A 13,198-nucleotide genomic window follows, 5' to 3' on the forward strand; every position below is an offset into this window, starting at 1 on the left:
CAACGCGGCGAGGGGCCGCAATGATCTCCAAAGACCAGCGCAAATCGATGCCGCGGGCGCATTCGGTCGGGCCGAAGATGATCTGCTATCTCGAAGAGATCGGCATCGAGCGGCTGGGCGATTTGCGCGGTGCCGATCCACACGAGATCGCACTTGGACGCAAACACATCAACAGCCTTGCCGCCCTGCGCAACCTCGTCGAGCTGGCGAACGAACAGCCGTGAATGAAAAAGGCCTGGCGCGGGGGCCAGGCCTTTGTCGTTTGGTGTCTGGCGCTGACTTCGCTCAGGCGAAGGTGCCGTGGCAATGCTTGTATTTCTTGCCCGAGCCGCACGGGCAGGCTTCGTTGCGCGAAACCTTGCCCCAGGTCTCGGGATCGTTGGGGTCGCGGTCCTCGGCGGCAACGACGCGGCTGTCCTGCAGCACGGCAATCGAACCCTCGCCGAAATCGTCCTCGCCGGTGGTGCCGTCGATGTGGTGGCCGTGCATTTCGGGGGCTTCCGGCGGCGGCGCATCGGCGGCCTGGCGCACCAGCTCGACGCGCATCAGCTGCGCGGTCACGGCCTGGCGCAGATTGCCGAGCATCGCCTGGAACAGCTCGAAGGCCTCGCCCTTGTATTCGTTGAGCGGGTCGCGCTGGGCATAGCCGCGGAAGCCGACGACCGAACGCAGGTGGTCGAGATTGACCAGGTGTTCGCGCCACAGATGGTCGATGGTCTGCAGCACCACCGAGCGTTCGACATAGGTCATGACCTCGGGGCCGAAGCGCTCGGCGCGGTCGGCTGCTGCCTTGTCGGCTTCGGCGGTGATGCGGTCGCGGACCTCTTCTTCGGCGATGCCTTCTTCCTTGGCCCATTCTTCGATCGGCAAATCGAGGTTGAGATACTGGATCACGCCTTCCTTGAGGCCGGTGACATCCCACTGCTCGGCATAGGCGTTTTCGGGAATGTGCTTGGAAACGAGATCCTCGATCACGTCATGGCGCATTTCGCCGACAATCTCGGTCAGGCTGGTCGCGTCCATCAGCTCGATGCGCTGCTCGAACACCACCTTGCGCTGGTCGTTGGAGACGTCGTCATATTTGAGCAGGTTTTTGCGGATGTCGAAGTTGCGCGCCTCGACCTTCTTCTGCGCCTTTTCCAGCGCCTTGTTGATCCAGGGGTGGACGATCGCCTCGTCTTCCTTGAGGCCGAGCTTCGTCAGCATGCCGTCCATGCGCTCGGAACCGAAGATGCGCATCAGGTCGTCCTGCAGCGACAGGAAGAACTTCGAGCGGCCCGGATCGCCCTGACGGCCGGAGCGGCCGCGCAGCTGGTTGTCGATGCGGCGGCTTTCGTGGCGTTCGGTGGCAAGCACGTAGAGGCCACCGGCGGCGAGCGCCTTTTCCTTGAGGCGGGCGACGTCCTCGCGGATCGCCTTTACCTTGGCGTCGCGCTCGGGGCCTTCAGGCATGTCGGCCAGTTCGTCGGCAATGCGCATGTCGGCGTTGCCGCCGAGCTGGATGTCGGTGCCGCGGCCGGCCATGTTGGTGGCGATGGTGATCGAGCCCGGCTTGCCGGCCTGGGCGACGATCGCCGCTTCGCGTTCGTGGTGGCGGGCGTTGAGGACTTCGAAGTCCTTGAAGCCGTCCTTGCGCAGCCGCTCGGCGAGCTGCTCGGACTTCTCGATCGAGGTCGTGCCGACCAGGGTCGGCTGGCCCTTGGCGTTGGCTTCCTTGATCTCGCGGACGATCGCCTTGTATTTCTCCTCGACCGTCCGGTAGACCTCGTCGTCTTCGTCGATACGGCTGACGGGCAGGTTGGTGGGAACCTCGGTGACGTCGAGATTGTAGATGTTGCCGAACTCTTCGGCTTCCGTCAAAGCCGTGCCGGTCATGCCGGCGAGCTTTTGATACATGCGGAAATAGTTCTGGAAGGTGACCGAGGCCAGCGTCTGGTTCTCGGGCTGGATCGCCACGTGTTCCTTGGCTTCGAGTGCCTGGTGCAGGCCTTCGGAGAAACGGCGGCCCGGCATCATGCGGCCGGTGAACTCGTCGATGATGACGATTTCGTTGTCCTTGACGATGTAGTCCTTGTCCTTCTGGAACAGGCAATGCGCCTTGAGCGCATTGTTGACGTGGTGGACCAGAGCGACGTTTTCGATGTCGTAGAGCGACTCGCCCTTGAGCAGGCCGGCATCGCGCAGCAGGTTTTCCATCTTCTCGGTGCCTTCTTCGGTGAAGATGGCGGTCTTCTGCTTCTCGTCGACCTCGTAGTCGGACGGAACCAGTTGGAGAAGGAAGGCGTCGACGGTGTTGTACATTTCCGAACGGTCCTCGAGCGGACCGGAAATGATCAGCGGCGTGCGGGCTTCGTCGACCAGGATCGAGTCGACTTCGTCGACGATGGCAAAGAAGTGGCCGCGCTGCACCATCTGGGCGCGCTCATACTTCATGTTGTCGCGCAGATAGTCGAAGCCGAGTTCGTTGTTGGTGGCGTAGGTGATGTCGCAGGCATAAGCCGCGCGGCGCTCTTCGTCGGACAGGCCGTGCACGATGATGCCGACCGACAGGCCGAGGAACTTGTAGAGCCGGCCCATCCATTCGGCGTCGCGGCTGGCGAGATAGTCGTTGACGGTCACGACATGCACGCCCTTGCCGGTCAGGGCGTTGAGGTAGACGGGCAGGGTGGCGACCAGCGTCTTGCCCTCGCCGGTGCGCATTTCGGCGATGCCGCGGCCGTGCAGCACCATGCCGCCGATCATCTGGACGTCGAAGGGACGCATGCCGAGCGCGCGCTTGGCGCCTTCGCGGACGGTGGCGAAGGCCGGGATCAGCAGATCGTCGAGCGTGGCGCCGTTGGCGAGATCCTGGCGGAACTGCTCGGTTCGCGCCCGCAGCTGCTCGTCGGTCAGCGCCTGCAGTTCATTTTCCAGTGCGTTGATCGCTTCCACCCGGGGCCGGGTCGACTTGACACGGCGGTCGTTGGAGGAACCGAAAATCTTACGGGCGAGACCGCCGAGACTGACCATCAAGTGGTCCTTTCAATTCGAATGAAGCCGACTGTCCGCCGGCCGAGCCTGCCGAGGACATGGGGATGGCAGACTCAACACGAAAAGCGCCCGGAAAAACCCTTCTGGACGCGAAGACGATGGACAGATAAGAGGGGGCACAACTTATGTCAACGTTGCAGAGAGCCTGCGCGAGACGCCAAATTCCGCCACATTCAGGTTGATTTGGAAGTGCGGTCATTTCCCCACCGGAGAGTTTAGATGTCTTTTTCGTTCCGTAGCGCCTCGCTTGCCCGCATCGGGCTTGCAGCCGGGCTTGTGGCGCTGTCGTCGCTGCCTCTGGTTGCGCAGGAAACCGCGCCCGCGGCCCCAGCTGCTCCTGCCGCAGCGGCAGCTGTCGATCCGAACGCGATCGTGGCGACGATCAACGGCCAGAACGTCACCGAGGCCGACATTAGCCTTGCCGAGCAGGACCTTGGCCAGCAGTTCGGCAATCTGCCGCCCGAGCAGCGCCGCGCCGCCGCGCTGTCGTCGATCATCGAGATCCGGCTGATGGCTGCCCAGGCTGTCGAAAAGGGTCTCGACAAGGACGCCGACTTCCAGCGCCGCCTGGCCTTCCTCGACCAGCGCGCCCTGCATGGCGAACTGGTGGAGAAGGAAGTCGCCGGCAAGATCACCGACGATGAGATCCGTGCCCGCTACGACAAGGAAATCGCGGCGCAGAAGCCGGTCAACGAGGTCCATGCCCGCCACATCCTGGTCAAGACCAAGGAAGAGGCCGACGCGATCATCAAGAAGCTCGATGGCGGCGACGACTTCCAGAAGCTCGCCAACGACAACACCACCGACCCGTCGGGCAAGACCTCCGGCGGCGATCTCGGCTTCTTCGGCCCCGGCCAGATGGTGCCGGAATTCGAAAAGGCAGCCCTTGCCCTTGAAATCGGCGCCTACACCAAGGCGCCGGTGCAGACCCAGTTCGGCTGGCACGTCATCAAGGTCGAAGACAAGCGGTCGCAGCAGCCGCCGGCATTCGACGCCGTCAAGGACCAGGTCCGCTCGCTTTTGATCCGCGAGAAGTACATCGAGCTGGTCAAGCAGGTCCGCACCGCCGGCAAGATCGAGATCACCGATCCGGCGCTGAAGAAGGCGATCGACGCCATCGACGCCTCGAAGTAGTTTTCAACGCTTCCAAACGCGAAAGGGCGGTGCCGATGGCGCCGCCCTTTTTTTGTTTGCGTTGATGGCGTCACCGCCCGTTCCGGCCGAAAACCCGGGATTTTTACGACAACCGATCGCTCACGACAAAATTGACAAGCCGGTCCGGTACCGCGATCTCTTTAATGATCTGCTTGCCCTCAAGCAGTTCGCCGACGCGCGGATCATCCTTGACCGCACGCACAAGTGCGTCGGCAGAAAGACCCGTAGCGGCGAACAGCTTGTGACGCAGCTTGCCGTTGATTTGCACCACATATTCGCGACGCTCATCTTCAGCCAATACCGCATCGAATGAAGGCCAGGGTGCATAGGCCAGTGAGGCCTCGTGACCCAGCATGCGCCAGAATTCCTCGCAGATATGGGGCGCGAAGGGAGCGAGCAGCAGCACAAAAGTCTCCACCACTGCACGCGGCCTCTGCTCCAGTGCAAGGAGGGCGTTCGACATCTCCATGAGCTTGGAGATCGCCGTGTTGAACCGCATCGTCTCGATATCCTCACCGACCGCGCGGATGGTCTTGTGCATCAGGCGGGCGATGTCGCCTGGCGGCGCGATGTCGCAGACCTGTTCGCTAAGGCCATCCGCGTCATCGGCGACCATACGCCAGACACGATGCAGAAAGCGGCTGACGCCAGCCACGCCCGACATTTGCCACGGCTTGGCCACGTCGAGCGGGCCCATGAACATCTCGTAGAGACGCATGGCGTCGGCGCCGTAAAGATCGATCACCTCGTCCGGATTGACGACGTTGAACTTCGATTTCGACATCTTCTCGATCTGCTGGCTGACCGGCTCGTTGCCGGCAAACCACTGACCATCGCGCTCGCTCACCTCGTCAGGACGATAATATTTCCCCGAGGCGTCGCGATAGGAGAAGGCCAGGATCATGCCTTGGTTGAACAGCTTCTGGAACGGCTCCTTGGTCGAGACGACGCCGATATCGTAGAGAACCTTGTGCCAGAAGCGTGCATAGAGCAGATGCAGGACAGCATGCTCGGCACCGCCGACATAAAGATCGACGGGCAGCCAGTATTTTTCCGCGGTTGGGTCGATCAGCGCCCCGGCGTTTTTCGGATCGGCAAAGCGCAGGTAATACCAGCACGATCCTGCCCATTGCGGCATGGTGTTGGTTTCGCGCAGCGCAGCCAGGCCCGTGGCCGGATCGCTCGTGCGCATCCAGTCCTGTGCGCGCGCCAGCGGCGGATCACCCGCCATCGTCGGCTTGTAGTCGTCCAGTTCCGGTGCCAGGAGCGGCAGGGCGTCCTCGGACAAAGGCACGATGACGCCATCGGCGCGGTGCAGGATCGGGAAAGGTTCGCCCCAATAGCGTTGACGCGAAAACAGCCAGTCGCGCAGGCGATATTGCTTGCGCGGCTGGCCAATGCCCTGCTCGGCGAGCCAGGCGATGGCCGCCTTTTTCGCCGATGGCGCGTCGAGCCCGCTCCAAGCGCCGGAATTGACCAGCCGACCCTCTCCCTCCCAGGCTTTGTCATGGATATCGAACCCTGTCGGAACCGCCAGGGCAGCGACGATCGGCAAGCCGAAGCTTCGCGCGAACTCATGGTCGCGACCGTCATGGGCGGGCACCGCCATGACGGCCCCGGTGCCATAGCCCATCACAACGTAATCGGCGATCCAGACCGGGATCGGCGTGCCTGTGGCGGGATTGACGACATATGTCCCCGTGAACACGCCGGTCCTGGCGCGCTCCTGCGACCTTTCGACATCGCTGAGCGCTGCGGTACGGGCGAGATAGGCGTTCACGGCATCGCGCTGCGCCGGGGTCGTCATGACGGATGCCAATGGATGCTCCGGCGACAGCACGACTGACGTCGCGCCCCAAATCGTCTCGGGCCGCGTGGTGTAGACGGTCAGGCGCTCCTTGCTGCCCGCGGCGACGAACGTAATCTCGGCCCCCACCGAACGGCCGATCCAGTTGCGCTGCATCGTCTTGATGCCTTCGGGCCAGTCGAGGTCGTCGAGATCCTCCAGCAAGCGGTCGGCATAGTCGGTGATCTTGAGCATCCATTGGCGCATGAGACGGCGCTCGACGGGCTCGCCCGTTTCGACATACTTGCCGTCCTTAACCTCTTCATTGGCCAGCACCGTGCCCTGCGCCGGGCACCAGTTGACCGGTACCTCCGCCTGGTAGGCGAGGCCACGCTCGTAGAGTTTCAGGAAAATCCATTGCGTCCAGCGCACGAAGTCGGGGTCAGTGGTCGAGAACTCACGGCTCCAGTCATAGGAGAAGCCGAGGCGTTGAACCTGGCTTTTGAAGTTGCCGATGTTGTTCCTTGTCGTGATTGCGGGGTGGACGCCGGTACGTACCGCATATCGCTCCGCTGGCAGTCCATAGGCGTCCCATCCCATCGGATGCAGGACATTGAAGCCGCGCATTCGCTTGTAGCGAGAAATGATATCGGTCGCGGTATAGCCTTCCGGGTGGCCGACATGCAGCCCTTCGCCAGAGGGATAAGGGAACATGTCCAGCACATAAAATTTCGGCCTGGAGCGATCGTCGTCAGTCCTGAATGTCGCGTTTTTCTGCCAGTAGCGCTGCCACTGGGGCTCAATGCGCTTTGGGTCGTAAGCCATCTCTGTCGCTATCCGTTGATATGGCCGAGGAGACAGTCATAAAAAAACCCGCCTCTTCGGCGGGTTGCATCATCTCAAAAGCGCACGCGCTAACCCACCATCGTTTAATCGACGGTGCCTAGAAGCAGAACGTGGGCAAAGCTGTAAATCATGCGTATACGAGTGCCATGGACATCATTGAATGTCCAGTTGTCGCAAAAGCCCCAATTAGAGTTAGGCTTTTTGCGGCAGAAACTTTTCATTTCTGTCGGTTGCATCCTGCAAGCCGCTCAAATCGATCGATCGACGCCTCGAAGTCATTTTCAAGGCTCTTTTGTTGGTGTTGATGACGTTTTCGTCTCCGCCGGCGAGCCTCAGCGATAGCGGGTCGAGGCCTTGAAGGCGGCGGGGTCGGCGGCGGCGAGCGCCCCGACGAATTCGGGTACACGCACCGCCAGCATCATCAACCACAGCAGCGGCCAGTCGGCCGGTCGGCAGAACTGGTCGCCGACCGCCCTGATCGTCCGGTGGTTTTCCCGGAACGATGCCATCACCGCGCTGACCGCCAGCCCCAGTCTTGAGCGATCGCTGCGCTTGCGCAGTTTCATCAGCGCGAACTGGAAACCCTTGTTGCGGCGCACGTCCCAGATGAAGCCGAGGCCTTCATAGGCATGGATGGAGACGGCGCGCGGGTCGACCGCCAGTTCGATGCCGTCCTCGTTCATCAGATCCTGCCTGATGTGGGCGCTGACGAAGGGTCCTTGTCCGGGTTGGAAACGATAACGCTCGAGCAGGGCGCGGCGATAGATGGCGCCGTTGCTGGAAACATGGATCACCTTGCCGTGACGGTCGCGGCATTCGATGAAACCGCGATCGAGCAGCGACATCACCCGTTTCATCATGTTGCCGTTGCCATAGGAGGTTCGCCCCGAGACCGCAGCGATGGCGGGGTTGTGGTCGAGGGGCGCGTGGAGCGTCGCCATCCATCCCGGCTGCGGCAGGCAGTCGGCCTCGACGACGGCGATCAGCTGGTGGCGACGGCGTGCCGCCAACCGACGGATCGGCACTGTATGAAAAACTGCTTCCAGCCGGCAGGGCAATCAGGATTTCGGCCGGCACGCCCGCCTTGTCGTGCAAATAGGCCTCAAGCGACTGGCGCAACTCGCCATCGCCGTCATCCGAGAGATAGTCGGAAACCACGATCAGGCTGATCGGCAGCAATGGCTCCCTGGTGTCGTCCATTGCACTTTACCCCCTGGCAACGATGCCGTGGACGATATGCCGGATGGCCTGGCGCAGTACAGCCTCGTCCTCGTCGAGCCGGCCGGTCAGAAGATGCACCCAGGCGTAGGACGAGACCAGATCGGCGACCTGGGAGGGGTCGACATCGGCGGCCACCTCGCCGCGCGCCTTGGCCCGCTCGACCAGCTTGCCGGTATGGGCGCGGCGGCCACGCGCATATTCGGCCAGCGCTTCGGCGGCGGCGGGGTCCTGCTGCGCTTCGGCGACCAGCGAGCGGAAGATGTTGCCGGCTGGCGTTTCGCGCCACTGCGCAAACAGGCTCCTGGCGAAGATGAACAGGTCTTGCTCGATATCGCCGGTATCGGGGTAGGTGATGTCGCGCTTCTGGCGCTGGTAGACCTCGAGCAGCAGCGCTGTCTTGCTCGGCCACCAGCGGTAGATCGTCGGCTTGCCGGCGCGGGCCCGCCGCGCCACCGCCTCGATCGAAAAGCCGGAATAGCCGTTTTCGATCAGCACGGCCTCGGCCGCCTCGAGGATGGCTTCCGCACTTTCCAGGCTGCGTTTTGCACCGATCGATTTGCGCGCGGCTTCTGCTTCAGTGCTCATTTTGGTCTCCATTTTCAATTATCCCTACACCAGCTCTTGACGAAACGAAACGGCCCGTTTTATATAACGAAACGTTTCGTTCCGATGGAGTTGACGATGACTACCTCCCCAACCCGCTTTTCCCGCCCGCGTTTTGCCCTGATGGTGCTGATCGGCGTCTATCCGCTGATCACCGCACTTCTCTACGTCATCATGCCTCTGACCGATGGCTGGACGATCTGGCAGCGCACGCTGCTGATTGCGCCGCTGATGGTCTCGGCAATGATCTGGGGCCTGATCCCGACCGTCCAGCGCCTGTTCCGCGGCTTCCTCAATCCGGCTGTGCGTTGAGGCCGGACCACGGCTTCGTGAGGTGAAAACGCCTTGCGAAGCCTCGCGCTATCGGGCAAACGGGGCTTCCCTTACCGTTTTTCGAGCCTATCGAGGTTCCCGATGTCCGACGCCATTTCCCCGCTCGCGCCCAAGAAATACCCAAAGATGCCGGCCATCGAAGGCGTGCGCATCGCCACCGCCGAAGCGGGCATCAAATACAAGGGCCGCACCGACGTGCTGGCCATGGTGTTCGACGAGGGCACGACGGCGGCGGGTGTGTTCACCCGCTCCAAATGCCCCTCGGCGCCGGTCGACTTCTGCCGCCAGAATCTTTCAGGCGGCAAGGCGCGGGTCCTGGTCGTCAACTCCGGCAACGCCAATGCCTTCACCGGCAAGAAGGGCCGCGAGACGACGACGCTGACCGGCCAGGCCGCGGCCAAGGCCGCCGGCTGTACGCCAGGCGACGTGTTCCTGGCGTCCACCGGCGTCATCGGCGAGCCGCTCGATGCCGGCAAGTTTTCCCACCTGCTTTCGGGCATGGTCAAGGACGCCCGGCCCGACCAGTGGACCGAAGCCGCCAGGGCGATCATGACCACCGACACCTATCCCAAGGTGGTGACCGCAACCGTCAAGCTCGGCGATACCGACGTCACCATCAATGGCATCGCCAAAGGCGCCGGCATGATCGCGCCCGACATGGCAACGATGCTGTCCTTCGTTGCCACCGATGCGCCGATTTCAGCCGACGTTTTGCAGGACATGCTGTCGCGCGGCACCGCCAAGACCTTCAATGCCGTCACCGTCGACAGCGACACCTCGACCTCCGACACGCTGATGCTGTTTGCCACCGGCGCTGCCGCCAAACGCGGCGCGCCTGCCATTTCCGACCTCAAGGATGCGCGCCTCGGCGCGTTCCGCCGGGCGCTCAACAAGATGCTCAAGACGCTTGCGCTTCAGGTGGTGCGCGACGGCGAAGGTGCGCGCAAGCAGGTCGAAGTCACTGTCACCGGCGCCAAGTCGGCGCGCTCGGCCAAGCGCATCGCTTTGTCGATCGCCAATTCGCCGCTGGTCAAGACGGCGGTTGCCGGCGAGGATGCCAATTGGGGCCGCGTCGTCATGGCCGTCGGCAAGGCCGGCGAGCCGGCCGACCGCGACCTGTTGTCGATCTGGTTCGGCGACAACCGCCTCGCGCACAATGGCGAGCGCGATGCCGGCTATTCGGAAGCGGCGACCTCGGCCTATATGAAGGGCGACAACATCGTCATTCGCGCCGATATCGGCATTGGCCGCGGCAAGGCGACGGTGTGGACCTGCGACCTGACCAAGGAATATGTTGCCATCAATGGCGACTACCGGAGCTGACAACAGCGTGAACCAGAACCGCCCGTCGCACGAACTCGCGATCGCCCGCCGCTACGAGGCGGCGGGTTTTCGCGCCTGGCCAGCGGCGGCCGTTCATTATGACGGCACCTGGCTGGTCCGGCTGACGGCGGGCCACCCGGCCAAGCGGCTCAATTCGGTCAACCCGCTCGACCCCGCCGACATCCGCAACATTCCCGACCGCATCGCCCGCGCCAGCCGCCGTTTCGAGGCCTATGGCCGGCCGCTGACCTTCCGCATGTCGCCTTTGTCGGGCCCGGCGATCACCGCCCATCTCGACCGCGAGGGCTGGAGCACGTTTTCGGAATCGATGGTCATGCGGCTGTCGCTCGACGACGGCGTCGTCGAAGGCGCCATGGACCAGATCCCGCTCAAGGACATTGGCCGCTTCGTCTCCGCCTCGATGGCGGTGCACGGGCTCGACCCGTCGCTCAGGCCCGGCCTGTCGGAGATCATCGGCGCGATCCAGCCGGAAGCCGGCATGTTCGTGCTCGAACAGGACGAGCAGCCGGTGACGGCGGCGATCTGCGTCCACGACACCGATCTGGCCGGGCTGTTCGAGATCGCCACCACCGAGGCCGAGCGTGGCAAGGGCTTTGGCCACCGGCTGATCCTGTCGGCGCTGAAATGGGCGCGGCTCAGGGGCGCGCGTCAGGCCTGGCTGCAGGTCGAGGCCGACAATGTCGGTGCCATCCGCCTGTACAAGAAGATGGGCTTCAGGGAAGTCTACCGCTACCACTACCGCCGCCCGCCGGAGGCCTGACTTGACCCAACAGGGAAAACGCCTGCTGCTGGTGGCCGCCTGCGCGCTCGTCGATGCCGATGGCCGCGTGCTTCTGGCCCAGCGCCCCGAAGGCAAGTCGCTCGCCGGCCTGTGGGAGTTTCCCGGCGGCAAGGTCGAGCCCGGCGAGACGCCTGAGGAAACGCTGATCCGCGAGCTGCGCGAAGAGATCGGCATCGAAACCAAGACGGCGTGCCTGGCGCCGCTGACCTTCGCCAGCCACACCTATGACGATTTCCACCTGTTGATGCCGCTTTATGTCTGCCGCCGCTTCTGGGGCATTCCGGAACCGCGGGAAGGCCAGGTGCTGAAATGGGTGCGGCCCAAGCAGATGCGCGACTACCCGATGCCGCCGGCCGACGAACCGCTGATCCCGTTCCTCATCGACCTGCTGTGACGCTGCCTGTCCGGCAGCGTTAAGCCAAAGTTCATGCAATCGTGAAAAATTGAATGGCCGCCGCCTGTCTCGGCTGCCCATCGACGCGGCTTTTTGCGAGGGACGTTGCCAATGCAAGCTGACAACGAGTGGGACCTGATCCGCCGCGAGCGCTCGTCCCCTGTTGTCAGGGCGCGGGCCGGCATCTTGCGTGTCGCGCTGCTGTTCGGCTTCGTGGCGATTGCGCTGACGCTGTTTGCCACGCCCTTCCTCGCCGACCGGACGCGCCCGCTGATCGGCCAGGTCCGGTTCGACGGTCTCGACTACACCGCCACCGGCGCGATCAACCGCCATTCCAGCTACACGCTGCGCCGCTCCGTGCTGCAGGATACGCCGCAATCGGTTTGCGTCATCGGCGAGAATGGCCAGCGCAGCGGTCAGTGCTGACGACGCCGCGTCCGTATGGATGCACACGGGACGCTCTGACAGATGAGATCTGGGCATCGGGCTTTTCGGAAATCGGTGCCGGTTTCGGGCCGGTGCGCGCGCTTCACCGCCCGTTAAGCCTGCGCCGTTAACCTTTCTTAATCAGTCGGCGTTATGGTCTGACGCAACAAGACGGGTGGACGCGGCCGATGATCAAGCGATTTCTCAGAGACGAAAGCGGCGCGACCGCGATCGAGTATGGGCTGATCGCTACATTGATCGCGGTGGCGATGATCGGCGGGTTCACGAAATTTTCCAGCCAGCTCGAATATCTCTGGGGCAGCAATGACAGCGAACTGCAGAAGGCGCTGAACAAGAACTGACAGCCTAGGTCTTGCCGTCTTCGCCAAGCACCTGTGCCAGCGATACCTGTGCCGAACCCGGCTTGAGCGGCTTTTGCTGCGACGGATCGGGCGCCCATCCCGACAGCCAGACAAATGAAAAACTTGCCCGCACGCGCCCGTCCGGGTCGGAAAAGCGCTCGGCATAGATTTCGGCGGCGCGCTGGAACAGCCGTCGTGTCGCCGGCTTGCGCGAGCGGTCGGCAAGCGTGCTCGTCACCCCCATGGCGCGCAGGTCCCGCATCAGCCCGAACATCGTGTCGTAGCGCACGGTCACCGTCTCGACATCGGCGACGGGCAGGGCAAAACCTGCGCGCTGCAGCAGCCCGCCGGCATCGCGCACGTCGGTGAAGGGGATGACGCGCGGGCTCACACCGCCTGAAACTTCCGTCTCGGCGGCAAGCAGGCTCTCGCGCAACTCGACAAGCGTGCCGGCACCGGCCAAGACGCCGAGAAACAGCCCGTCCGGCTTCAGGGCCCGGCGGATCTGGATCAGCTGGCCGGGAATGTCGTTGGCCTCCTGCAGCGCCAGCAGCGACACGGCGAGGTCGATGCTGGCCGGCGCGAGCGCGATGGTCTCGGGGTCGGAGACGATGCCCGGCCCGCCGCCGAGAAAGGCCGCGTCGGCCTCGACGCGCACCAGTTCGGTGACCTTGCCGCTGGCTGCCAGCACCGCCATGGCCGCCGGGCTGACCGAAAAGATCGCCGCACCGCGTTCGAACTTGCGCTCGACCGTCGACAGCCGTTCGGCAAGATCCTCGGCGGCGCGTGCCATCAGGAAGTCGGCACCGGCGACGCCTTGCGCCAAGGCACGGCGCCGGTGCGCGATCACGAGGCTGGCGTCGAAAATGGCTTGCACGTCAGATGTCCTTGTTTGCCGGGTTTCTGTTATGGTCGCC

13 protein-coding genes are annotated in these 13,198 nt (G+C 63.4%); 8 read left to right on the forward strand and 5 right to left on the reverse strand.

The features are described from left to right. Window positions 1-20: 20 nt before the first annotated feature. Window positions 21-224: a hypothetical protein gene (locus ACHMW7_RS09310; protein ID WP_395449984.1), complete on the forward strand. Its 204-nt coding sequence runs from the start codon at window positions 21-23 to the stop codon at window positions 222-224. 61 nt (window positions 225-285) lie between these two features. Here the strand turns inward: ACHMW7_RS09310 and secA are convergent, their stop codons facing one another. Then, on the reverse strand, window positions 286-3,009 hold the full coding sequence (gene secA, locus ACHMW7_RS09315) for a preprotein translocase subunit SecA (RefSeq protein WP_395449985.1): 2,724 nt from the start codon (window positions 3,007-3,009) through the stop codon (window positions 286-288). 240 nt (window positions 3,010-3,249) lie between these two features. On the opposite strand from secA, the gene ACHMW7_RS09320 reads away from it, so the two are divergent. Beyond that, on the forward strand, window positions 3,250-4,164 hold the full coding sequence (locus ACHMW7_RS09320) for a peptidylprolyl isomerase (protein ID WP_395449986.1): 915 nt from the start codon (window positions 3,250-3,252) through the stop codon (window positions 4,162-4,164). Between the two features lie 103 nt (window positions 4,165-4,267). On the opposite strand, the gene leuS is transcribed toward ACHMW7_RS09320, so the two are convergent. The 3 genes from leuS to ACHMW7_RS09335 all read right to left on the reverse strand — a co-directional run bounded on the left by leuS (window position 4,268) and on the right by ACHMW7_RS09335 (window position 8,623). Continuing rightward, complete coding sequence (gene leuS / locus ACHMW7_RS09325; protein WP_395449987.1) at window positions 4,268-6,796, reverse strand: leucine--tRNA ligase; 2,529 nt, start codon at window positions 6,794-6,796, stop codon at window positions 4,268-4,270. A 353-nt stretch (window positions 6,797-7,149) separates the two neighbouring features. Further along, window positions 7,150-7,827, reverse strand: a complete 678-nt coding sequence (locus ACHMW7_RS09330) for a hypothetical protein (RefSeq protein ID WP_395449988.1) — start codon at window positions 7,825-7,827, stop codon at window positions 7,150-7,152. A 196-nt stretch (window positions 7,828-8,023) separates the two neighbouring features. Further along, window positions 8,024-8,623 (reverse strand): TetR/AcrR family transcriptional regulator, encoded by a 600-nt coding sequence (locus ACHMW7_RS09335; RefSeq protein WP_395449989.1) that lies wholly within the window; start codon window positions 8,621-8,623, stop codon window positions 8,024-8,026. Window positions 8,624-8,719: 96 nt separating this feature from the next. Here ACHMW7_RS09335 and ACHMW7_RS09340 point away from each other — a divergent pair, with 96 nt between their 5' ends. The 6 genes from ACHMW7_RS09340 to ACHMW7_RS09365 all read left to right on the forward strand — a co-directional run bounded on the left by ACHMW7_RS09340 (window position 8,720) and on the right by ACHMW7_RS09365 (window position 12,281). After that, window positions 8,720-8,953, forward strand: a complete 234-nt coding sequence (locus ACHMW7_RS09340; protein WP_395449990.1) for a hypothetical protein — start codon at window positions 8,720-8,722, stop codon at window positions 8,951-8,953. A gap of 102 nt (window positions 8,954-9,055) precedes the next feature. Beyond that, window positions 9,056-10,297 (forward strand): bifunctional glutamate N-acetyltransferase/amino-acid acetyltransferase ArgJ, encoded by a 1,242-nt coding sequence (gene argJ / locus ACHMW7_RS09345; protein ID WP_395449991.1) that lies wholly within the window; start codon window positions 9,056-9,058, stop codon window positions 10,295-10,297. After that, the gene (locus ACHMW7_RS09350) at window positions 10,278-11,078 is read left to right on the forward strand and encodes a GNAT family N-acetyltransferase (protein WP_395449992.1); all 801 of its coding nucleotides are present in this window, start codon (window positions 10,278-10,280) and stop codon (window positions 11,076-11,078) included. The genes argJ and ACHMW7_RS09350 overlap by 20 nt, the downstream gene beginning before the upstream one ends. A gap of 1 nt (window position 11,079) precedes the next feature. Further along, window positions 11,080-11,493: a (deoxy)nucleoside triphosphate pyrophosphohydrolase gene (locus tag ACHMW7_RS09355; protein WP_395449993.1), complete on the forward strand. Its 414-nt coding sequence runs from the start codon at window positions 11,080-11,082 to the stop codon at window positions 11,491-11,493. Between the two features lie 111 nt (window positions 11,494-11,604). Next, a complete protein-coding gene (locus tag ACHMW7_RS09360) occupies window positions 11,605-11,919 on the forward strand; it encodes a hypothetical protein (RefSeq protein ID WP_395449994.1) in 315 nt (104 codons plus the stop codon). Between the two features lie 188 nt (window positions 11,920-12,107). Next, window positions 12,108-12,281: a Flp family type IVb pilin gene (locus ACHMW7_RS09365; protein ID WP_395449995.1), complete on the forward strand. Its 174-nt coding sequence runs from the start codon at window positions 12,108-12,110 to the stop codon at window positions 12,279-12,281. Window positions 12,282-12,285: 4 nt separating this feature from the next. Here the strand turns inward: ACHMW7_RS09365 and ACHMW7_RS09370 are convergent, their stop codons facing one another. Further along, window positions 12,286-13,158 (reverse strand): methyltransferase domain-containing protein, encoded by an 873-nt coding sequence (locus ACHMW7_RS09370; protein WP_395449996.1) that lies wholly within the window; start codon window positions 13,156-13,158, stop codon window positions 12,286-12,288. Window positions 13,159-13,198: the final 40 nt, after the last annotated feature.

Source organism: Aminobacter sp. UC22_36 (genome assembly GCF_044056035.1).
GTDB lineage: Bacteria > Pseudomonadota > Alphaproteobacteria > Rhizobiales > Rhizobiaceae > Aminobacter.

What these genes read in the sequence shown, in the direction of transcription:
- ACHMW7_RS09310 (WP_395449984.1), top strand. Translation starts at nt 21, where the DNA reads ATGATCTCCAAAGACCAGCGCAAATCGATGCCGCGGGCGCATTCGGTC.
- secA (WP_395449985.1), bottom strand. Translation starts at nt 3,009, where the DNA reads ATGGTCAGTCTCGGCGGTCTCGCCCGTAAGATTTTCGGTTCCTCCAAC.
- ACHMW7_RS09320 (WP_395449986.1), top strand. Translation starts at nt 3,250, where the DNA reads ATGTCTTTTTCGTTCCGTAGCGCCTCGCTTGCCCGCATCGGGCTTGCA.
- leuS (WP_395449987.1), bottom strand. Translation starts at nt 6,796, where the DNA reads ATGGCTTACGACCCAAAGCGCATTGAGCCCCAGTGGCAGCGCTACTGG.
- ACHMW7_RS09335 (WP_395449989.1), bottom strand. Translation starts at nt 8,623, where the DNA reads ATGAGCACTGAAGCAGAAGCCGCGCGCAAATCGATCGGTGCAAAACGC.
- ACHMW7_RS09340 (WP_395449990.1), top strand. Translation starts at nt 8,720, where the DNA reads ATGACTACCTCCCCAACCCGCTTTTCCCGCCCGCGTTTTGCCCTGATG.
- argJ (WP_395449991.1), top strand. Translation starts at nt 9,056, where the DNA reads ATGTCCGACGCCATTTCCCCGCTCGCGCCCAAGAAATACCCAAAGATG.
- ACHMW7_RS09350 (WP_395449992.1), top strand. Translation starts at nt 10,278, where the DNA reads ATGGCGACTACCGGAGCTGACAACAGCGTGAACCAGAACCGCCCGTCG.
- ACHMW7_RS09360 (WP_395449994.1), top strand. Translation starts at nt 11,605, where the DNA reads ATGCAAGCTGACAACGAGTGGGACCTGATCCGCCGCGAGCGCTCGTCC.
- ACHMW7_RS09365 (WP_395449995.1), top strand. Translation starts at nt 12,108, where the DNA reads ATGATCAAGCGATTTCTCAGAGACGAAAGCGGCGCGACCGCGATCGAG.